Here is a 20,060-nt window from a genome sequence, read left to right on the forward strand (position 1 = left end):
GCCCAACGCGACCGTCCGCGACCTCAAGGGGGTGGCATGTCCGCAGAACAGGGCAGCTCGAAGGTGCTCACGCTCACCAAGAGCGCACCCGCACCAACCGTGCGCCGACACGCCGCAAACACCGCAGCCATCGACACCCGCACGCTGTCCCGCTCCTTGTTCCTGCGGCTGGCCACCCTGGACACCGACAGCCCGGAGCGTACATACGTACGCGACACGCTCATCGAGCTCAACCTGCCGCTCGTGCGGTACGCGGCGGCCAGGTTCCGCAGCCGCAACGAGCCGATGGAGGACATCGTCCAGGTCGGCACGATCGGCCTGATCAAGGCGATCGACCGCTTCGACTGCGAACGCGGCGTGGAGTTCCCCACGTTCGCGATGCCCACGGTCGTCGGCGAGATCAAGCGGTTCTTCCGCGACACCTCGTGGTCGGTGCGGGTGCCGCGCCGCCTCCAGGAGCTGCGGCTCGCCCTCACCAAGGCGAGCGACGAACTCGCCCAGAAGCTCGACCGCTCGCCAACGGTCCCCGAACTGGCGGCAGTTCTCGGGGTCTCCGAGGAGGACGTGGTCGACGGGCTCGCGGTCGGCAACGCGTACACCGCTTCCTCGCTCGACTCGCCCGCCACCGAGGACGACGGCGGCGAGGGCTCGCTCGCGGACCGGCTCGGCTACGAGGACACCGCGCTCGAAGGCGTCGAGTACCGCGAGTCCCTCAAGCCGCTGCTCGCCAAACTCCCGCCCAGGGAACGGCAGATCATCATGCTCCGCTTCTTCGCGAACATGACGCAGTCGCAGATCGGCGAGGAGGTCGGCATCTCGCAGATGCACGTCTCGCGTCTGCTCACCCGCACGCTGGCCCAGCTCCGCGAGGGCCTGATCTCCGACTGAGGACCGCCACCGAAGCCGCTCCTCTGGTTAATTGACGCATCGTCAGACACACTGGCGCGATGCGACGACGTGTGGTGATCGGCGTCTCGGTGGCGGTGGTGCTCGGCCTGGGCGGCACGCTCGCCGCCCGCGCGGGCGGCGGGGGCGCAACCGGCTACGTGGCGGTCGGCGCGGCCGGCACCGGACCCTCGGCCCCGGACCACGCGGTGCCGCCGCACGGCGCGGTGGAGCTGGTGCCGCTGGACGGGGCGCCGTCGGGTGCGCCCGGCGGGCCTGCCCGATCCGGTGTGCCCGGTACGCCGCCGGGCCCCAGCCCTGCCGCATCTCCGGGCCCAGGGGGCCGGACCCCCACCACGCCGGTCACACCGACAGCGCCGGGCACTTCAGCCGACCCGGCCGGGCCTTCGGCGCCGGGGGGCGGCAACTCCCCTTCCGCTCCTGGGCGTTCGGGGACGGGCGGCCCTACAGATACCGGCAGCTCCTCACCCGCTCCGCCGCCCGCCGGGCCCGCGGTGCTGACCCTCGGGGCGCCGAGCCGCTCGGCGGGGGACCACCGCTGGTGCGAGAACGTGACCGTGCGGTTCGGCAACACCGGCGGTACGGCCGTGAAGTCGGGCACTGTCACCTTCGCGACGCACGTCATCGGGCTGCTCGGCGTGGACTGGGCGACGATCACGTCCAGTCAGGCGCTGCCGGTGCCGATCGCGGCGGGGGCGGTGCGGTCACAGACATACGGGGTGTGTGTCGACGCGTGGCGGGTGCCGCTGGGGATGCATATCGAGACCCGGTCGGTGACGGCGAGCTGGGGGTGACCGGGGGCTTCGCCCCGGGCCCCCGGCGGGAAGGAAATCAGCCCAGCGCCAGCCAGGCCACCGCTCCCAGGATGGCGATCGCCGCGATCACGCCGATGATCAGGCCGACGCGCGGCCCGGCCGGCGCCGCCGCCGGAGTCGCCGGCTGCCGGCCCTGCGGCCCGCCCTCGTCGACAAAGGCGCGGAACATCTGAGTTGAGCCCGCCGGGTCGTGGTTGCCCTCGGGACCCTGGGGCGCGTGGGGGTTGTGTGCCATGGGGCAGGACCCTAGCGAAGTTGGGGGTCGCGCCCAACCCCCGCCCCCGCAAGAACCCGTTCCGGACCCCCGCGACCTGCAACTTGGGTTTCCATATGCGAAGGCTTTGCAGTTCCTTTGCCGCCAGACCTCCCATTTAGTTTGCCTTCGGCAACCAACAATCTTATGGTTGCCTAAAGCAACAAGATGTGAGGAGGTGTCCATGGCAGCGCAGAGCCTGTACGAGGAGCTGGCCCGGCAGCTCAGCGCCATCGGCGCCGTCAAACGAGGACTCGCGCGGATCCTGCCGCCCGAGTGCCCGGCCGGCTCCGCCGCGGCCCTCACCCTCCTGGAGCGGTACGGCGAGATGCGGATCAGCCGCCTCGCCGAACTCCTCGCGGTGGACATGTCGGTGACCAGCCGTCATGTCGCACACGTGGCCGAGCGGGGCTGGATCGAGAGGTCCGCCGACCCCGCCGACAAGCGCTCGCGGATCGTGCGGCTCACCCCCGCGGGCCGGGCCATGGTCGACGATCTCGGGCTGCGCACCGCGGAGATGTTCGCGCACACCCTCAAGGACTGGTCCGACGACGAGGTCGGGCAGCTCAACACGATGCTGGCGCGGCTGCGCGACTCCTTCGGAGACTGCCGGGCACCCCACGTCCGCACCCCCGAGCCCCGGATCGCCCAGACCAGCACCCCCGCATAGCAAACACACCCGTACACCCGCCCAACAGACGTACAAGACAAGGAACTTCATGGCTACGACCACACCAGCCGGTGTGCGGGGCGGCCACGCCAAGCACGGAGGGCACACGCCGTCCGAGAGTGGCGCGCCGATGACTCACCGGCAGATCATGGAGGCGTTGTCCGGGCTGCTGCTCGGCATGTTCGTCGCCATCCTGTCCTCGACAATCGTCACCAACGCCCTGCCGCACATCATCAGCGACCTGGGCGGCGGCCAGTCCGCGTACACCTGGGTCGTCACGGCCTCGCTGCTCGCGATGACCGCGACCACCCCGCTGTGGGGCAAGCTCTCGGACCTCTTCAGCAAGAAGCTGCTGGTCCAGATAGCCCTGGTCATCTACGTCTCCGGCTCGATCGTGGCCGGTCTGTCCCAGAACTCCGGCATGCTGATCGCCTGCCGCGTGGTCCAGGGCATCGGCGTCGGCGGCCTCTCCGCGCTCGCCCAGATCGTCATGGCCGCCATGATCTCCCCGCGCGAGCGCGGCCGTTACAGCGGCTACCTCGGCGCCACGTTCGCGGTCGCGACGGTCGGCGGACCGCTGCTCGGCGGCGTGATCACCGACACCGACTGGCTCGGCTGGCGCTGGTGCTTCTACGTCGGCGTGCCGTTCGCCATCATCGCGCTGGTCGTGCTCCAGAAGACCCTGAAGCTCCCCGTCGTGAAGCGTGACGTCAAGGTCGACTGGACCGGCGCCTTCCTGATCAGCGCGGCCGTCTCGCTGCTCCTGGTCTGGGTGACGTTCGCGGGCGACAAGTACGACTGGATCTCGTGGCAGACGTATGCCATGGTCGGCGGCTCGGTCCTGCTCGGCGCGCTGTTCGTGTTCGCCGAGTCGAAGGCCAGCGAGCCGATCATCCCGCTGCGCCTGTTCCGCAACCGCACCATCACCCTCGCCTCGATCGCCTCGCTCTTCGTGGGTGTCGCGATGTTCACCGGCACGGTGTTCTTCTCCCAGTACTTCCAGCTGGCCCGCGGCAAGACGCCGACGATGTCCGGCGTCATGACGATCCCGATGATCGGCGGCCTGTTCATCTCCTCGACCATCTCCGGGCAGGTCATCACCAAGACCGGCAAGTGGAAGGCCTGGCTGGTCAGCGGCGGCGTGCTGGTGACGGCGGGCCTCGGTCTGCTCGGCACGATGCGCTACGACACCCCGTACTGGCGCCTCTCCATCTACATGGCGCTGATGGGCCTCGGCATCGGCATGATGATGCAGAACCTGGTCCTGTGCACCCAGAACCAGGTCTCCGCCGCCGACCTCGGCTCCGCCTCCTCCGTCGTCACCTTCTTCCGCTCGCTCGGCGGTGCGGTCGGTGTCTCGGCGCTCGGCGCGGTCATGGCCAACCGGGTCACCCACTACGTCCACGACGGCCTCACCGCGCTCGGCCCGCAGGGCGCGGCCGCCGCCAAGAGCGGCAGCGGAGGCTCCGGCGCCATCCCGGACCTGGCCACGCTGCCCGGCCCGATCCGCACCGTCATCGAGAGCGCGTACGGACACGGCGTCGGCGATGTGTTCCTGTACGCGGCGCCCTGCGCGCTGCTCGCCTTCTTCGTCACGCTGTTCATCAAGGAGGTCCCGCTGCGGACCCGTGCGGTGGGCGCGAGCGAGGAGGCTCCCGCCGCGGCGACCGCCCCGATTCCCGCCCAGGCGACGGCTGTTGAGGCCACCGCCACGATGACCCCCGTGGCCACGGCGACCCCGGCCGCCGCCCCGGTGATCAACGGCATCGCGGTGCACGGCACGGTGCGCGGCGCCGAGGGGGCGCCCGTCGCCTCCGCCGCCGTCACCCTCATCTCGCTCGGCGGCAGCCAGCTCGGCCGCGCGGTGGCGGGGCCCGACGGCGGGTACCTGCTCGATGCGCCGGGCGCCGGTTCGTACGTCCTGATCGCGGCCGCCGACGGCTTCCAGCCGCAGGCAGCGACCGTCGTCGTGGGCAGCGATCCGCTCGGGTACGACATCCTCCTGTCCGGCACCAGCGGCCTCGCCGGTGCGGTCAGGGCGGCCGAGACCGGGGCACCGGTCGAGGGCGCGATGGTGATCGTGACCGATGTGCGCGGCGATGTGCTCGCCACCGGCAAGTCGGGCGCGGTCGGTGAGTTCACCTTCGGCGAGCTCGTGCCGGGCCAGGTCACCGTGGCGGTCAACGCGGACGGCTTCCGCCCGCTGGCGCTGCCGGTGGAGATCGCGAGCCACGGCGTGACCCGTATCGAGGCCGCGCTCCAGTCCGGGGCACGGCTCCAGGGCACGGTGCGGGGCGGCGCCGACCGGCGTCCGCTGGCCGACGCCCGGGTCACCCTGGTCGACGCGGCGGGCAACGTGGTCGCGGGTACGACGACGGGCGACGACGGCGCGTACGCCTTCGCCGACCTGAACTCCGGCGAGTACACGCTGATCGCGACCGGCTACCCGCCGGTGGCCGGCTCGCTGACCGTGGCCGGCCGCGGCGTGGACGGCCACGACATCGAACTCGCCCACCCGGGCGAGTAGTTGACCCCCGGGTGCGGGCGCCGCTTCGAGCGGAGGCGGCGCGCGCACCCGGCGTGGAAACGGGCCCCGGGTACGGGGCGGCGGGCAGGGGACGGCCGGCCGCCCCGGGCCCGGGGCCCGGCCTTTTGCACCTAAGAGGCTTCTGTACTTCAAGAGGAGAGAAAACGGGATGGGACTGCGGGCACAGGTACGGACACGCGACGGCTGGGCGGTTTCGCACGCCGTGGTGACGATGACCGACATGACGGGGACGCAGGTACTGCGGGCGTCGGCGGCCCCAGACGGCTCGGTTGCGGCGGACGTGGCGCTGGCGCCCGGCCCGTACACGGTGATCGTGACGGCCGTCGGGTACGCCCCCGCCGCCTCCACCGCGCTGGTCACGGCGAGCGGCCGGGCCGAGGCGGGCACCGTGGTGCTGGCCCGCCAGGGCGGCGTCGAGCTGCCGCCGCCGGGCCCCTGGACGATCGACCCGGTGCACTCGTCGGTCGGCGCGGTCGCCCAGCACCTGGGCATCTCCAGCGTGCACGGCCGGTTCGGCGAGTTCGGCGGCCGGATCGAGATCGCGGAGGACCTGGCGAAGTCGCGGGTTCAGGCGGTGATCGGCGCGGCCTCGATCGACACGGGCAACGCCATGCGGGACGGGCACCTCAAGTCGCCCGACTTCCTGGACGTCGAGCGCTTCCCCGAGATCACCTACCGCAGTACGGGACTGGTCCCGGCCGGCCCCGACCGCTGGACGGTGCAGGGCGAACTGTCCCTGCACGGCGTGCTCCGCGAGGTCGACCTCGACCTCTCCTACCTGGGTACGGGCCCGGACCCGTGGGGCGGCGTACGGGCGGCCTACCGCGCGACGGCCGAACTGCGCCGCGAGGACTTCGCGATGAACTACAACCAGGTGCTCCAGGCGGGGATCTCGGCGATCGGCACGACGCTGAAGGTGGAGCTGGACATCCAGACCGTGCAGGGCGAAGCCCTGCCCACCGTCTGACCCGGGGCGCGCCCGACCCTCTTGGGCTGCGCCCGGCCAGGCTGCGCGATCATTTCGGCTGCGGGCCGTGAGGGCCGATCGCGCGGTTCCCCGCGCCCCTGACAGGGTCGGTGCCGACCCCGGCAAGCATTTTCAGCCCGTCATGAGGGTCCCCCCTGGCCCTTAAGGCCTTGGGGGAGTTTGAGGACGAGCGCCGTTCAGGCGCGAACGGGGTCCGGGGCGGAGCCCCAGGGGGTCAGGCGGGGTGCTGGGTGCTCAGGGCTTCGATGCCCGCCACGAGCAGCGAGAGCGCGAAATCGAAGTCCCGCTCCCGCATCTCCTGCACCGTCTCCCCACCCCGCGCCGCCATCAACTCCGCCGCCTCCTCGAACTGCGCCCGGTACTCAGGCCGTTCGTTCAGCGCCCCCATCGCCTGGGCGAAGTACTCGTCCTGCGTGACCCCCGCATCCGCGCAGCGCTGCACGAACGTGCCCTCGATCGTGCCGAACCCATACACGAACTGGAAGACCGCGGCCAGCCCGCCCATCTGCCCGTGCGGCGGCAGCCCCGTGCGCGCCAGGATGCGCTGGGCCGTGCGCGAGAAGGCCATCGAGTGCGGCCCGATGTTGAGGTAGCGGCCGATCAGCGCGGACGCCCAGGAGTGGCGTACGAAGACCGCGCGGTAGCCGATGGTGACCGCGCGGAGCTGGTCGCGCCAGTCGGCCGCCTCGTCCTCCATGTCGGGCAGCTCGATCTCGGAGAACACCGAGTCGAGGGCGAGTTCGAGGAGGTCGTCCTTGGTGTCGACGTACCAGTACAGGGACATCGCGGTCACGCCGAGCTCCCCCGCGAGCCGCCGCATGGAGAACTTGGCGGACCCTTCGGCGTCGAGCAGCCGGACGGCCTCGGCGGTGATCCGGTCCCGGTCGAGAGCAGCGCCGCCCTCGGGCGCCTCCGCCCGGCGCACCCGGTTGCCCGCCTTGCTCCCGAGCCACACGCTGGTACGCGCCGCATCCTTCGTACGGTCCGCCGCCGACACCATCGCCGCCCTCCTCGGGTTTTGTCCTGCCGACCCCGCAGGGTCCTGTCCGTAGGGAACACACCCCTCAGGGGATATGTCCGGAATTCGGGGAGCTCACCCCCGTCGATGCTATGCGGCGGTAGCCGACCCGGCGGGCGCGGGCACGCCTCGTTCCGCGCGGTGCAGCAGCACCGCCGCGAGCAGGCCGCCCGCGAGGACCGCGACCGCGCCGACCAACTGGCTGGTCTCCAGGCCGGAGGCGAACGCGTCGGCGATCTCGGACCGCTCGGCGTCGTTCCCGGCGGCGGCGAGCGCGGCGGGCAGCGAGGCAGCCGCGACCGGCACCAGCGCGGCGAACCGCGAGTTCAGCACCGCGCCGAGCACCGCGACGCCGAGCCCGTTGCCGAACTCGCCCAGCGTTCCGTTGACGCCCGCGCCCACGCCCGCCTTCTCCGGCGGTATCGCGCTCATGATGGCGTTGGCCATGGCCGGCATGGAGAAGGCGATGCCCGCGCCCATCACGACCAGGCCGAGCAGCGTGCCGCCGTAGCTGTGGCCGCCGAGCAGCGCGATCGAGGCGAGCCCGGCCGCGTTCGCGGTCATGCCGATGGCGATGGCGCGCGGGGTGCCGACCGTGGCCACCAGCTTGGCGCCGATCCCCGACATGTTGAGCACTACGACGCTCAGCGCGAGCGGCGCGGTACGAAGGCCCGCCTCCAACGGCCCGTATCCCAGGACGAATTGGAGGTGCTGGGTGAGCAGGAACAGCGAGCCGCCCATGCCGAACGCCACCAGGATCGATCCGGCCACCGCCCCGATGAACTTCTGGTTGCGGAAGAAGTGCATGTCCAGCATCGGGTGCTCGATCGACAGCTCCCAGCGCACGAACCCGGCGAGGAACACCAGTCCGATGGCCGCCGAGGCCAGCACGTGGCCGGAGAGCCAGCCGTGCCCCGGACCGGAGATGATCGCGTACACGACACCCGTCATACCGACCGTGGAGAGCAGCGCCCCGAGCAGGTCGGGCCGGTCGCCCCGGGGGTTCTTCGACTCGGGTACGAGCACGATCACGGCGGCCAGGCCGATCACCGCGACCGGGATGTTCACCAGGAAGATCGCGCCCCACCAGAAGTGGTCGAGCATGACCCCGCCGATCAGCGGCCCGGCGGCGAAGCCGAGCGAGTTGACGGTGGCCCAGACGCCGATGGCCTTGACCCGGGCCTCGTCGTCGAAGATCTGGACGACGACGGCCAGGGTGGTGGTCATCAGGAGCGCCCCGCCGATGCCCATGCCGGCGCGCGCGGCGATCAGCTGCCCCGAGTTCTGCGCGAAACCGGCGGCCAGCGAGCCGATACCGAAGAGCGCGAGTCCCGCTGCGAGCATCTTCTTGCGCCCGTAGCGGTCGGACGCGCTGCCCGCGGTGAGCAGCAGCCCGGACTGGACCAGCGAGTACGCGTTGATCATCCACTGGATGTCGGCGGTGGACGCGCCGAGCGAGGTGGTGAGGGAAGGGATGGCGACGTTGAGGACGGTGTTGTCGAGCAGCACCGTTAGCTGGGCCAGGCAGATGACGCCGAGGATCAGCCAGCGCTGCGGATGGGCGGCGGGGGTGGTTCGGTTCTCGGTTGTCGTGGCCGTCATGGCGGCTCCCTGGCTCCTTATACGGTGTACGAGAGGTGGTGCTGTACACCGTAAGGGAGTTCTTCTACGCCGTAAAGCGAATTACTTCCCCAAGGCCCGCGGCGGACGAACACCTGCCCGACGTGGAACGCTGAGCCGGATGGCTGGACGGACGAGGAGAGCGCCGTGACACCTGGACCGAGACGGTACGGCCGAATGGCTCAACTGACGCTGAGCGCAAGCCTGTTGGGACTGATTCTGGTACCTGCGGCGCACGCGTCGCCCGGCTCCGGGCGGGAGGTGCCGCTGCGGGTCGCGACGTACAACATCCATGCGGGCGCCGGAATGGACGACGTCTTCGACCTCGACCGGCAGGCCGCCGCGCTGCGGGCCCTGCACGCGGACGTGATCGGACTTGAGGAGGTCGATGTGCGCTGGGGCACGCGCAGCCAGGGGCGCGACGTGGCCGCGGAGCTCGCCGCGCGGCTCGGCATGCATGTCTCGTTCGCGCCGATATACAGCCTGGACCCCGAGCAACCGGGCGGCCCCCGGCGGGAGTTCGGCGTCGCGGTGCTGTCCCGGTACGCGATCCTGGCCGCCGAGAACCACGAGATCACCCGGCTCTCGACCCAAGTCCCGCACCCCGTACCGGCGCCCGCGCCCGGCTTCGGCGAGGTGAAGCTGAAGGCGCGGGGCGTACCAGTCCATGTGTACGTCACCCACCTCGACTACCGGGGCGACCCCTCGGTACGGGTGGCGCAGGTCGCCGACACGCGGCGCATCATGAACGCCGACCGAGGCGCCCGCAAGATCCTGCTCGGCGACTTCAACGCCGCACCTTCTTCGTCTGAACTGTCCCCGCTGTGGCGGGAGTTGACCGACGCCGACCCGCACGCGAACAGCTTCCCCGCGGATGTTCCCGTCAGGCGGATCGACTATGTGGCGGTGCAGAGTGGCGCGGTACGGGTGCGCGACGCGACGGTGCCCAGGACACTGGCCTCGGACCACCGCCCGGTCGTCGCCGATCTGCTACTCCGCCGGTGAGGCCGGGCGTGGCTGGGGAGGGGCTACCTCACCCAGGCCTGACCAGCGGGGGCTGCCTCGCCGGTGGCCGGGGCCCGACTAACGAGGCCACCTCGCCGGTGAGGCCGGGCGTGACCAGCGGGGCTACTCCGCCGACGAGGCCCGGCCCGACCGGAGGGGCCACCTCACCGACGAGGGCGGGCCGGCCGGGGGCCGCCTCGTTGACCAGGCCCCGCCCGACCGGCAGGGCTACTTCGCCGACGAGGTCAGGTCGTAGAAGGTGGCGGTGCCGAGCGTCACCTTCGGGAAGGTCGCCTCGACCCAGCTGCTGATGGAGCTGCCACTGGCCTGGCCCCCGCCGCCGCCGCCCATCATTCCGCCGCCGCTCGCGATGAAGTAGTGGATCTTCCCGTCCGCCACGTACTTCTTGAACTGCGCGAGTGTCGGTGACGGGTCACTGCCGTTGAAGCCGCCGACCGCCATCACCGGGTCCTGCGTGGCGAGTTGATAGCTCGCGGCGTTCTGCGACCCGATGGCGGCCGCGGCCCAGGTGTACCGCGCCGCGTCCTTCTTCAGGAGCGCCCCGGCCTGCGCGCTCACCTTGGCACCGTCGAGCAGGCCGCCCGTACCAGCACCCATACCGGCGCCCGCGCCGCCACGCTCGCCGCCGACGCCGGGCATCGTCGGTGCCCCGCCGTTGCGGCCCTGTGCCTGTCCGGGCCGGCCTTGGGGCTGGTTCCACCCTTGGCCCGTGGGCGCCTGGCCCATGGGCCCGCCGGGCATCCCCTGCCCGCCCTGCGGCGGCTGCCCCTGGCCCGCGGCGCCGCCCAGCCGGCCCCCGCCGAACCGCATCCGGCCACCACCCCCGGGCCCGCCCATCGTGCCGGTCCCGGTAGGCCCCGCCGTGACGATGGAACCGGTGTGCCCGGTGTCGAGCGTGCTGACCGAGTACGCGCTCGGTCCGGCCAGCGATGCCACGAGCCCGGCACCCGCGACACCGAGCGCCACCCCGCGGTTCAGCCGCCCCGCGCACGCGAGGCCCACCCCGGCGAGCAGCCCGCCGACGAGCACCGCCCAGCGCAGCCACGGCAGATAGTCCGGGGTGCGCCCGAGCAGCACGTACGACCACAGCGCGGTGCCCGCCACCGTCACCCCGAGCGCGAGGGCCGCCCAGACGCGCGAGCGCTCCTCCCACAGCACCGTGACGCCCATGCCGACGAGCGCCGCGATGTAGGGGGCCAGGGCCACCGTGTAGTACTGGTGGAAGATCCCCGCCATGAAGCTGAAGATCACGGCGGTCATCAGCAGCGCGCCGCCCCAGGCCAGGAACGCGGCCCGCGCGGTGTCGCTCCGCCCGGCCCTCCAGGTGATCACGAGGCCGGCGATCAGCAGGAGCAGCGCGGCGGGCAGCAGCCACGAGATCTGGCTGCCGATCTCGGAGTTGAACATCCGGCCGATGCCGGTCGCCCCCCAGCCACCACCGCCACCGCCGCCCTGCTTCATCCCGGCCGGGAGTTCCATGCCCCCGGGCATGGCGCCGCCGCCGACGCTGCCGGTCTCGTCACCGCTGATCCGGCCGAGTCCGTTGTAGCCGAAGGTGAGTTCAAGGAAGGAGTTGTGCTGCGAGCCGCCGATGTACGGGCGCGAGGACGTGGGCCACAGTTCCACGGCGGCCACCCACCAGCCGCCGGAGACGATCAACACCCCGGTGGACAGGGCGAGTTGGCTCAGGCGGCGACGTACGGTCGTGGGCGCGCACACCGCGTACAGGACCGCGAGCGGCGGCAGGATCAAGAACGCCTGGAGGGTCTTCGTCAGGAACGCGAACCCGATCGCGACACCGGCCCACACCAGCCACTTGGTGCGGGCGTCCTCCAGCGCGCGCAGCACGCAGTACACGGTGACCGTCATGAGGAGCGCGAGCAGCGCGTCCGGGTTGTTGAAGCGGAACATCAGGGCGGCGACGGGCGTCAGGGCGAGCACCGCGCCCGAGATCAGCCCCGCGGCCGGGCTGAACCGTCGCCGCACCGCCGCGTACAGCACGGCGACCGTGCCGACGCCCATCACCACCTCGGGCAGCAGGATCTGCCAGGAGCCGAGGCCGAAGAGGCGTACGGACAGGGCCATCGGCCACAGCGCGGCCGGGGGCTTGTCGACGGTGATCGCGTTGGCGGCGTCGAGCGAGCCGAAGAAGAACGCCTTCCAGCTCTGGCTGCCCGCCTGGACGGCCGCCGAGTAGAAGGAGTTCGCGTAACCGGACGCGCTGAGGTTCCACAGGTAGCCGGCGAAGGTGAGGGCGAGCAGCGCGAACAGCGCGGGGCGCACCCAGGCCGGGTCATCGGGCCGACCGCGCCACAGCCGGCTCCGGGCCACCCGGCGCCCGGCCGCGGCAACCCCCTCGCGCGGATCGGCCTGGGCGGAGGTCGTAGTCATCGTGCGTGGCCCTTCGGGTCGGAGGCTTGCGGGGCGCGGGGGTGTGGATCGGGGTGGTGCGGGTCGCTGCCGTATGGGCCCCGGTCGGGCGGGGTCCGGTCGGGCGGGGCGCAGTGGCGCGTGGCGTGGTCGAGCCGGGTTTCGGGGCGCTGCGGGGCACAGCCGGGCCGGGTTTCGGGGCTCAGCGGAGCGGTGGTGGGCGGGGTTTCGGGGCTTTGCGGGGTGGCGGCGGCTGCCGGGCGGCGGGCCGGGAAGACCCAGGCGCGGAACAGCAGGAAGCGCAGCACCGTGGCCGCGAGGTTCGCCGCCAGCAGGACGGCGACCTCGGTGGAGTGCGCGGCGTTCGCGTTGGCGGCGTCGAGCGCCGCGAGCGAGCCGCTGGTCAGCGCGAGCCCGATGGCGAAGACGGCCAGGCCCTGGGCCTGGTGGCGCACCGCGCGGTCCCGGCCGCGTACCCCGAAGGTGAGTCGCCGGTTGGCCGCGGTGTTGGCGACGGCCGACACCAACAGGGCGGTCCCGTTGGCGAGTTGGGGCCCCATGGCGCCCCGCGCGACGGCGTACAGGGCGAGGTAGAACAGGGTGGAGAGCGCGCCGATGACACAGAACCCGACGAGCTGGCGGGCGAGCCCGCCCGGCACCCCCTCCAGCTGCCGGTCCCGGGGGTCGTCGCCGAACGGCCGGGCGAGCCGGTCGAGTGGCAGCGCCCCCACCGCGAGCGCCCGCCCGACGCGCCACACGCCCAACAGGTCGTCCCGCGCCGTACTGACCAGGTGCACGGTGCTCGCCGGATCATCCACCCAGTCCACCGGCACCTCGTGGATCCTGAGCCCGGCGCGTTCGGCGAGCACCAGCATCTCGGTGTCGAAGAACCATCCGGTGTCCTCGACCATGGGCAGCAGCCGCTGGGCCACCTCGCGCCGGATCGCCTTGAACCCGCACTGGGCGTCGGAGAACCGCGCCGCGAGCGATCCGCGCAGGATCAGGTTGTACGTACGCGAGATGAACTCCCGCTTGGCGCCGCGCACCACCCGCGAGGAGCGGGCGAGCCGCGAGCCGATGGCCAGGTCCGAATGCCCGGAGATCAGCGGCGCGACCAACGGAAGCAGCGCGTTGAGATCGGTGGAGAGGTCCACGTCCATGTAGGCGAGCACGGGCGCCTCGGACGCCGACCACACGGTACGCAGCGCCCGCCCGCGCCCCTTCTCCTCAAGGCGGACGGCGCTGAGTTCCGGTATCTCCCGCTCAAGTCGCGCCGAAATCAGGGGAGTCGAGTCGGTGCTCGCGTTGTCCGCGACGGTGATCCGGAAGCCGTACGGGAAGGTCCGCGCGAGGTGCTCGTGCAGCCGCCGCACACACCGCTCCAGGTCCTGCTCCTCGTTGTGGACGGGGATCGTCACATCGAGGACGGGGGCGCCGGACGGCTGGACGGTGAGGTGCCGGCGAGCGGGAAGGGCGACCGGCTGCGGTGCGCCTGCGGCGCGCGGGGCGCTCGGGGCAGAGGATTCGGTTCGCATGACAGCGACCCTCGTCGCCGCCGCTGTCACACCTGTGTGGTCAGCCTGTGCCCAGCCTGTGGGAAGTGGCCCGCGCCCTCGGCGGCGGGGAGGTGCACCGCGAATACCGTCTGCCCAGGGGCACTTCGCACCGTCACCCGGCCGCCGTGGGCGACGACGACGGCCTGCACGATCGCGAGGCCGAGTCCGGTGGAACCGGCGTTGCGCGAGCGGGAGGCATCGCCACGGGCGAACCGCTCGAAGACGCGCGGCGCCAGCTCGGGCGGGATGCCGGGACCGGTGTCCTCGATCTCGACCACGACCCAGGGCCCGCACTCCTCGATGCGGGCGGTGACGGTGGTGCCCGGCGGGGTGTGCGTACGGGCGTTGCCCAGAAGATTGACCAGGACCTGCTGGAGCCGGGCTCCGTCCCCGTGCACGGTGACGGGCCGCACGGGCAGTTCGAGCCGCCACCGGTGGTCCTGCCCCGCCGCGTGCGCGTCACCCACCGCATCCACGACGAGCGAGGAGAGATCAGTGCTCTCATACGAGAGCGGGCGTCCGGCGTCGAGCCGGGCGAGCAGCAACAGATCCTCGACCAGGACGGTCATCCGCGCCGCCTCCGACTCGATCCGCCCCAGCGAACGCCGCGTGTCGGGCCCGATGTCCTCGCGCCCGCGCCGGGTCAGCTCGGCATACCCGCGGATGGAGGCGAGCGGAGTCCTCAGCTCGTGGCTGGCATCGGCGACGAACTGCCGTACCCGCGTCTCGCTGTCCTGCCGGGCGCTGAGCGCCCCGTCCACGTGGTCGAGCATCCGGTTGAGCGCCGCGCCGACCTGCCCGACCTCGGTCCGTGGATCCGCCTCGGCGCCCGGCACCCGCTCGTACAGCGCGACCTCCCCGCTGTGCAGGGGCAGTTCGGACACCCGGGTGGCCGTCGAGGCGACCCGCCGCAGCGGGCGCAGGGCGACCCCGACGATGGCCGTCCCGGCGATCCCGGCGGCGACGAGACCGGCGGCGGTGACGCAGATGATGACGAGGACGAGCGTGTTGACGGTGGAGTCGACCCCGTCGGTGGGGTAGCCGAGGACGAACGCGCCGTCACGGTCCCAGGTGGCGCGGTAGTCGCCGAGGCCCGGAACCGACACAGAGTGCACGGCGCCGTCCTTCGGGACGGCCGTCAGGGCCCGGGTCTGCGCGTCGGACAGCGGCGCGGACCGGGCCTGGCCCAGCCGCTCCGGCTGAACGGCCTGAAGGCCCGCGGCCCCGCCCGAGGGCAGCGTGCCCGCACCGATCGTGTGCGGCGGCTGCCCCGGCCTTGAGACGAGGAGCTCCAGCCGGTCGGCGCCGCCCATCGGGTCCTGGCCGGGCCCCACGTGCCCGGTTATCCGGACCGACGTACTCACCTGGCCGTCCAACTGGTGCTGGAGGTTCGCCCCCATGGCGAGCACCGTCACGGTGCCGATGACCGCGCCGATCACCGCGAGCAGCGTCACCGTGGACACGACGAGCCGCGTGCGCAACGACCAGGGCCGCCGGAACCTGGCCATCCGGGCGCTTACTCCCCCGGCTTGATCAGATATCCCGCGCCGCGCCGGGTGTGGATCATCGGGGAGCGCCCGGCGTCGATCTTCCGGCGCAGGTAGGAGATGTACAGCTCGACGACGTTGGCCTGTCCGCCGAAGTCGTACGACCACACCCGGTCCAGGATCTGCGCCTTGCTGAGCACCCGGCGCGGGTTGCGCATGAGGAAGCGAAGCAGCTCGAACTCGGTCGCGGTGAGGTGGATGTTGACCCCGCCGCGCGCCACGTCGTGGCTGTCCTCGTCCAGCGTGAGGTCGCCGACGACCAGCACGGACTCGCTGCGTACGGCCGCCGTGCCCGAGCGGCGGATCAGCCCGCGCAGCCGGGCCACGACCTCCTCCAGGCTGAACGGCTTGGTGACGTAGTCGTCGCCGCCCGCCGTGAGACCGGCGATCCGGTCCTCCACGGAGTCCTTGGCGGTGAGGAAGAGCACCGGCACGTCCGGGAGCTCTCGCCGCAGCCGCCCGAGGACGGCGAGGCCGTCCATGTCGGGCAGCATGATGTCGAGGACCACGGCGTCGGGCCGGAAGTCGCGGGCGTCGCGCACCGCCCCGGCCCCGTCACCAGCGCTGCGCACGTCCCAGCCTTCGTAGCGCAGCGCCATGGAGAGGAGCTCGCTGAGCGGCGCCTCGTCGTCCACGACGAGCACTCGGACGGGACTCCCGTCCGGCCTGAGCATTTCGGTCCGCCCCTGGGGCGAGGAGGTAACGGTCATGGCCCCACCCTGTGAGCGGGCCCTGAGAACATCCTTGCCCGATCCTGTGAATTCCCTGAGAAATGGCGCCGGGGTCAGGGGACGTCCGGCACCCGCAGGGGCAGCCCGAACAGGCGGGCGGCGTTGTCGTGGCAGACCGCCCGGAGCCAGTCGTCGCCGAACCCGAGCCGCGCCAGGGCCTCAAGCTGGTGGACGTACGGGTAGGGAATGTTCGGGAAATCGGTGCCGAGCAGGATGCGGTCGCCCAGATCCCGCAGCCTGCCCCGCTCCGACGCGGGGAAGGGGGCGATGCGCTCGCTGAAATCGGTGAAGGCCATGGTCGTGTCGAGCATGACCGAGCCGTACGTTTCGGCGAGGTCGAGGAAGTCGGCGTACTCCGGCATCCCCATGTGCGCGACGATCAGCCGGAGCCGGGGGTGCCGGGCGAGCACCCGGGCGACCGGCCCCGGCCCGGTGTACTTGCCGGGCGCGGGCCCCGACCCGCAGTGGATGACGACCGGCACACCGGCGTCGGCGAGCATCCCCCAGACGGGGTCGAGCAGCGGGTCCCCCGGGTCGTAACTCCCCACCTGCACATGGGACTTGAAGACCCGCGCGCCCGTATCGAGCGCCTGCCGCACATAGCGCCCGACACCGGGCTCGGGGAAGAAGGTGGCGGTATGCAGACAACCGGGCGTCCGGGCCGCGAACTGCCCGGCCCATCCGTTGAGCCACTCGGCCATGTCGGCCTTGTGCGGATAGAGCATCGAGGTGAACGCGACCACCCCGAACTCCTCCCGCAGCAACCGCACCCGCTCCGTCTCCTCCTCGCGGTACGTGATGGGCCACTCGACCCCGCCCACCAGCTCCCCGGCGGAGTCGAAGTACTCCCAGACCTTCCGCATCACCCGGCGCGGCATGAAATGCGTATGCACATCAATCCCCCCAACCACCCCGAGCCGCCCCCAGAACCCCCGGACAGCCGCTCCCTCGGCCCCGCCCCCGGCCGCCGCCCCGGCCCGAGAAACCCCGCCGGCGGGGAGACCCGGCTCGCCTTCGGCGGAGCTGGGCGGGTGGGGGGTGGTGGGGTGGGCGGCGAGGTGGGCGAGGTCGGCGGCGGAGTGGGTGGCGCTGACGACGGCAGGGTGATCGTCGGGGCTGGCGGCGGGGTGGGCAGTGGGGTGGGCAAGGTCGGCGGCGGAGTGGGTGGCGCTGACGACGGCAGGGTGATCGTCGGGGCTGGTGGTGGGGTGGGCGGCGGGATGGGCGTGGGGGCGGGCCTCTTCACCCTCGTTCAAAGCCGTAACTCCGCTCGACCTTGGCGACATGGACGCTGTAACCCTTGTACCAGTCGGCCCTGCCACGCTTCTGCGCCTGCTGGTGCTCGACGCGGCCGCGCCAAGCGGCGATGGCCTCCTCGTCCCTGAAGTACCCGACGGTGATCCCGAGCCCGCCGGGGTTGCGCGCGCTCTCGTACCCGAGGAAGCCCGGTATCTCCTTCACCAGCTCCCTCATCTCGACGGCGGTCTCCCCGTACCCGTTGTCGTCCTCGGTTCGCAGGGAGGTGAACACCACGGCGTAATAAGGCGGTTCGATCCCCGAGACCAGCCCTTGCACTTGATCGCTCATGCCCCCACCCTCGGCCGCGCCGCCCGACGCTGTCCAGATCAATTACCGGAAGGGATCCAAGAGGGATCCAAGCCTTGACCTCGCGCCGGACGGGATCGCCCGCCGTGCGGCCCACGCCGTGACGCCGGGCTCAGCACGCCGACCCATCACACCGCGACGCCGGACCCGCCACGCCACGCCAACCACGCCGCCCACCCTGCGACCTCGAACCCGACACGACACCCACCACGCCACCCAAGAGACCCGCCCCAACCACCACCGGCCTCCCCACCCCGGTCAGAAGAGGAGGTCCTGCACCCCGTCCGCCCGGGGTCGAGGGAGCTCGCGGACGGGGACGCTGACGCCCCCGCCGGTGCCGTCGCCGACGGCGGTCAGGTCCCAGCCGCTCATGAGCCGGGTGTCCAGGACGAGGATTTCGTCCCCGCCCCCGTCCCCGTCCCCGGTCGCCAGATGCAGATCGGGCCCGGCAGCCGCGAGCAGCCGGCCGCCGACCACCCCGCCGTCCACCAGCTCCGTCACCACCCCGCAGGCCGGCGCGAGCCCGGCAAGCCCGAACTCCTCGGTGTGGTCGACCACTTCGCAGGGCAGCCGCTCCAGGGACTCCGGCCAGTCGGCCAGCGCCACGGCCCGCGCATGGAGCCGGGCCACTTCCGCCGCCCGCTCGGCCACCCCGGGAAGGCGGGCCCTTACCGCCCGCTTCTCGGCGTAAGCGATCCGGTCCGGCACACCCAGGGCCGTCCTCAGCAACTCCTCGCTGCGTCGCGCCGCCATCAACGGCCCTCGCCCCAGCCAGCCGAACGCCACCGCCCCCTGTTCGAGCAACCGGGCCGAACCCCGCTCCTCCGCGGTGATCCCGACCTTGACCATCCCGCTGCCGAACCAGGCGAGGTAGACGCGATAGGTGCGGGGATCATCGACGTACGTGTCGGCTGCGACGGAATGCGCCCGGTCCAGCCGCGCACACTCCCCGCACCGCGCCTGCGTACTGCGCCCCGGCACCGGCGCCGCGAGGGGGCAGACGTTCCCCCGCGCCCCCACACACCTCCGCTCCCCGACCACCCGAAACGCGATCCCCCGCCCGTACACAAGCGCACTGGCCCGCCCCTCCTCCCACACGAGCCGGGGTCCGCCCTCCCCCCAGCGAACCCCCACGCACCGCCACATCCCAGCCACACCTCGACGGTACCGACCACCACTGACAACGCCGCCCGCCCGAAATCAGAAGCACACCCCCGCGCTCCAGAACATGATCATCACGGCTCTGTCGTCATCAGCGGCCAAGTACACGCGACCACCCCCCTGGTGGACAGCGCGGCGGCCCGCACCGAACGACCGGCCTGGCACGCGGACCAGAAACGCAAGAGGCCCCGGACGCGATGTCCGGGGCCTCTCACCTGTGTGCACTCGGCAGGATTCGAACCTGCAACCTTCTGATCCGTAGTCAGATGCTCTATCCGTTAAGCTACGAGTGCTTGTGCTTCCGGGGTTTTTTCTGCCCCGTCGGCGTTGCGAGAACAACATTACATGACCTGCGCCGTGACGCGAAATCCATTGGCCATACCGGCTCCGACCTGCGGGAATGCCTCTGCGTGAGCAGCCGCGGGGGCGTGGGCCCCGGTTGGGAAGTGCCCCGGAACGGCCGAAGCCCCGGCCGTGGGGCCGGGGCTTCGGGTGGTGCTGGCGGAGGCGGAGGGATTTGAACCCTCGATGGGCTTTAAAACCCAAACCGCATTAGCAGTGCGGCGCCATAGACCGGACTAGGCGACGCCTCCAGCACACCATCGCTCGCGCGAGTGGTGCGTGCAGATGATGACACAGCCTTGCGGGCCGTCACCAATCGAACCCCACGGTACTAGGCAGAAGGCCGCCAGGGCAAAGGCGTTCCGTGTGGCGGAGTGTGGCGCAACGCCGGGCGTTGACGCGCGTTAGACCGCGGGAGACCGAAGACCCGCCGAAACACCTGGAGTACGACATGCTGCGCCGCCTCGCCGTCACCGCCGCCGCCTCGCTCACCGCCCTCGGCGCCGCCCCCGCCGCCTCCGCCGGGCCCCTGCCGGTCCCGGTCCCCCTGCTCGGCGACGGGCACACCGAGGACCGGCTCACCGTCACCGTCACCCACAACCCGGGTACCGACGGGACGTACACACTCGAATGCCACCCGGCGGGCGGAACCCATCCGCGCCAGGAGCAGGCCTGCGACAAACTGGACTCGGTGACGACGTGGGGCAAGGACCCCTTCGCGTCGGTGCCGAAGGACCAGGCGTGCACGTTCATCTACGGCGGTCCCGCCACCGCGCACATCACCGGCAGCTGGGCCGGGCGGCCCGTGGACGCGACGTACAACCGTGCCAATGGGTGCGAGATCTCGCGGTGGGACAACATGGTGCCGTTGCTGCCGAGCGCCAGGTAGGACACCCCGTACGCC

Annotated in this window: 17 protein-coding genes and 2 tRNA genes; 7 read left to right on the forward strand and 12 right to left on the reverse strand. The window is 71.9% G+C overall.

What is annotated here, in order from left to right; genetic code table 11:
- Positions 1–36 precede the first annotated feature (36 nt).
- Both OG522_RS18220 and OG522_RS18225 read left to right on the forward strand, forming a co-directional pair.
- Positions 37–888, forward strand: coding sequence for an RNA polymerase sigma factor SigF (locus OG522_RS18220; protein ID WP_053725878.1), 852 nt, complete (start codon positions 37–39; stop codon positions 886–888).
- Between the two features lie 59 nt (positions 889–947).
- Entirely contained in the window at positions 948–1,700 is a 753-nt protein-coding gene (locus OG522_RS18225) for a hypothetical protein (protein ID WP_329464026.1), read from the forward strand.
- 37 nt (positions 1,701–1,737) lie between these two features.
- On the opposite strand, the gene OG522_RS18230 is transcribed toward OG522_RS18225, so the two are convergent.
- A complete protein-coding gene (locus OG522_RS18230) occupies positions 1,738–1,956 on the reverse strand; it encodes a hypothetical protein (RefSeq protein ID WP_329464027.1) in 219 nt (72 codons plus the stop codon).
- A 202-nt stretch (positions 1,957–2,158) separates the two neighbouring features.
- Here OG522_RS18230 and OG522_RS18235 point away from each other — a divergent pair, with 202 nt between their 5' ends.
- The 3 genes from OG522_RS18235 (at position 2,159) to OG522_RS18245 (ending at position 6,159) form a co-directional block, all read left to right on the forward strand.
- A complete protein-coding gene (locus OG522_RS18235) occupies positions 2,159–2,644 on the forward strand; it encodes a MarR family winged helix-turn-helix transcriptional regulator (RefSeq protein WP_329464028.1) in 486 nt (161 codons plus the stop codon).
- Positions 2,645–2,693: 49 nt separating this feature from the next.
- Entirely contained in the window at positions 2,694–5,171 is a 2,478-nt protein-coding gene (locus tag OG522_RS18240) for an MFS transporter (RefSeq protein ID WP_329464029.1), read from the forward strand.
- A gap of 169 nt (positions 5,172–5,340) precedes the next feature.
- Entirely contained in the window at positions 5,341–6,159 is an 819-nt protein-coding gene (locus tag OG522_RS18245; RefSeq protein ID WP_329464030.1) for a YceI family protein, read from the forward strand.
- Between the two features lie 235 nt (positions 6,160–6,394).
- On the opposite strand, the gene OG522_RS18250 is transcribed toward OG522_RS18245, so the two are convergent.
- Together OG522_RS18250 and OG522_RS18255 are read right to left on the reverse strand one after the other, a co-directional pair.
- Positions 6,395–7,180 carry a TetR/AcrR family transcriptional regulator gene (locus OG522_RS18250; protein ID WP_329464031.1) on the reverse strand — a complete coding sequence of 262 codons (786 nt, stop codon included), beginning with the start codon at positions 7,178–7,180 and terminating at the stop codon, positions 6,395–6,397.
- 108 nt (positions 7,181–7,288) lie between these two features.
- Positions 7,289–8,800, reverse strand: coding sequence for an MFS transporter (locus tag OG522_RS18255; protein WP_329464032.1), 1,512 nt, complete (start codon positions 8,798–8,800; stop codon positions 7,289–7,291).
- Positions 8,801–8,995: 195 nt separating this feature from the next.
- Here OG522_RS18255 and OG522_RS18260 point away from each other — a divergent pair, with 195 nt between their 5' ends.
- Positions 8,996–9,823 carry an endonuclease/exonuclease/phosphatase family protein gene (locus OG522_RS18260; protein WP_329464033.1) on the forward strand — a complete coding sequence of 276 codons (828 nt, stop codon included), beginning with the start codon at positions 8,996–8,998 and terminating at the stop codon, positions 9,821–9,823.
- 228 nt (positions 9,824–10,051) lie between these two features.
- Here the strand turns inward: OG522_RS18260 and OG522_RS18265 are convergent, their stop codons facing one another.
- From OG522_RS18265 to OG522_RS18305, 9 genes are all read right to left on the reverse strand, one after another.
- Entirely contained in the window at positions 10,052–12,235 is a 2,184-nt protein-coding gene (locus OG522_RS18265) for a glycosyltransferase family 39 protein (protein WP_329464034.1), read from the reverse strand.
- Complete coding sequence (locus tag OG522_RS18270) at positions 12,232–13,749, reverse strand: glycosyltransferase (RefSeq protein ID WP_329464035.1); 1,518 nt, start codon at positions 13,747–13,749, stop codon at positions 12,232–12,234. Before OG522_RS18270 ends, OG522_RS18265 begins: the two co-directional genes overlap by 4 nt.
- 26 nt (positions 13,750–13,775) lie before the next feature.
- Positions 13,776–15,278, reverse strand: coding sequence for a sensor histidine kinase (locus tag OG522_RS18275; RefSeq protein ID WP_329464036.1), 1,503 nt, complete (start codon positions 15,276–15,278; stop codon positions 13,776–13,778).
- 8 nt (positions 15,279–15,286) lie between these two features.
- Positions 15,287–16,027, reverse strand: a complete 741-nt coding sequence (locus OG522_RS18280; RefSeq protein WP_329464037.1) for a response regulator transcription factor — start codon at positions 16,025–16,027, stop codon at positions 15,287–15,289.
- Between the two features lie 74 nt (positions 16,028–16,101).
- A complete protein-coding gene (locus tag OG522_RS18285) occupies positions 16,102–16,959 on the reverse strand; it encodes an amidohydrolase family protein (RefSeq protein ID WP_329467640.1) in 858 nt (285 codons plus the stop codon).
- Between the two features lie 331 nt (positions 16,960–17,290).
- Complete coding sequence (locus OG522_RS18290; RefSeq protein ID WP_329464038.1) at positions 17,291–17,635, reverse strand: antibiotic biosynthesis monooxygenase family protein; 345 nt, start codon at positions 17,633–17,635, stop codon at positions 17,291–17,293.
- Between the two features lie 276 nt (positions 17,636–17,911).
- On the reverse strand, positions 17,912–18,808 hold the full coding sequence (locus OG522_RS18295; protein WP_329464039.1) for a DUF2797 domain-containing protein: 897 nt from the start codon (positions 18,806–18,808) through the stop codon (positions 17,912–17,914).
- Between the two features lie 226 nt (positions 18,809–19,034).
- Positions 19,035–19,107, reverse strand: a tRNA-Arg gene (locus OG522_RS18300).
- Positions 19,108–19,313: 206 nt separating this feature from the next.
- Positions 19,314–19,407 (reverse strand) — tRNA-Ser (locus OG522_RS18305).
- A 200-nt stretch (positions 19,408–19,607) separates the two neighbouring features.
- Between OG522_RS18305 and OG522_RS18310 the strand changes: the two genes are divergently transcribed.
- Positions 19,608–20,045, forward strand: a complete 438-nt coding sequence (locus OG522_RS18310; RefSeq protein WP_329464040.1) for an SSI family serine proteinase inhibitor — start codon at positions 19,608–19,610, stop codon at positions 20,043–20,045.
- Positions 20,046–20,060: the final 15 nt, after the last annotated feature.

It is taken from the genome of Streptomyces sp. NBC_01431, assembly GCF_036231355.1.
GTDB lineage: Bacteria > Actinomycetota > Actinomycetes > Streptomycetales > Streptomycetaceae > Streptomyces.

Excerpts from the sequence above, each read along its gene's own strand:
- OG522_RS18225 (WP_329464026.1), top strand. The coding sequence starts at position 948 with ATGCGACGACGTGTGGTGATCGGCGTCTCGGTGGCGGTGGTGCTCGGC.
- OG522_RS18240 (WP_329464029.1), top strand. The coding sequence starts at position 2,694 with ATGGCTACGACCACACCAGCCGGTGTGCGGGGCGGCCACGCCAAGCAC.
- OG522_RS18265 (WP_329464034.1), bottom strand. The coding sequence starts at position 12,235 with ATGACTACGACCTCCGCCCAGGCCGATCCGCGCGAGGGGGTTGCCGCG.
- OG522_RS18275 (WP_329464036.1), bottom strand. The coding sequence starts at position 15,278 with ATGGCCAGGTTCCGGCGGCCCTGGTCGTTGCGCACGCGGCTCGTCGTG.
- OG522_RS18280 (WP_329464037.1), bottom strand. The coding sequence starts at position 16,027 with ATGACCGTTACCTCCTCGCCCCAGGGGCGGACCGAAATGCTCAGGCCG.
- OG522_RS18255 (WP_329464032.1), bottom strand. The coding sequence starts at position 8,800 with ATGACGGCCACGACAACCGAGAACCGAACCACCCCCGCCGCCCATCCG.
- OG522_RS18290 (WP_329464038.1), bottom strand. The coding sequence starts at position 17,635 with ATGAGCGATCAAGTGCAAGGGCTGGTCTCGGGGATCGAACCGCCTTAT.
- OG522_RS18260 (WP_329464033.1), top strand. The coding sequence starts at position 8,996 with ATGGCTCAACTGACGCTGAGCGCAAGCCTGTTGGGACTGATTCTGGTA.
- OG522_RS18310 (WP_329464040.1), top strand. The coding sequence starts at position 19,608 with ATGCTGCGCCGCCTCGCCGTCACCGCCGCCGCCTCGCTCACCGCCCTC.
- OG522_RS18230 (WP_329464027.1), bottom strand. The coding sequence starts at position 1,956 with ATGGCACACAACCCCCACGCGCCCCAGGGTCCCGAGGGCAACCACGAC.
- OG522_RS18270 (WP_329464035.1), bottom strand. The coding sequence starts at position 13,749 with ATGCGAACCGAATCCTCTGCCCCGAGCGCCCCGCGCGCCGCAGGCGCA.
- OG522_RS18235 (WP_329464028.1), top strand. The coding sequence starts at position 2,159 with ATGGCAGCGCAGAGCCTGTACGAGGAGCTGGCCCGGCAGCTCAGCGCC.
- OG522_RS18250 (WP_329464031.1), bottom strand. The coding sequence starts at position 7,180 with ATGGTGTCGGCGGCGGACCGTACGAAGGATGCGGCGCGTACCAGCGTG.
- OG522_RS18220 (WP_053725878.1), top strand. The coding sequence starts at position 37 with ATGTCCGCAGAACAGGGCAGCTCGAAGGTGCTCACGCTCACCAAGAGC.
- OG522_RS18245 (WP_329464030.1), top strand. The coding sequence starts at position 5,341 with ATGGGACTGCGGGCACAGGTACGGACACGCGACGGCTGGGCGGTTTCG.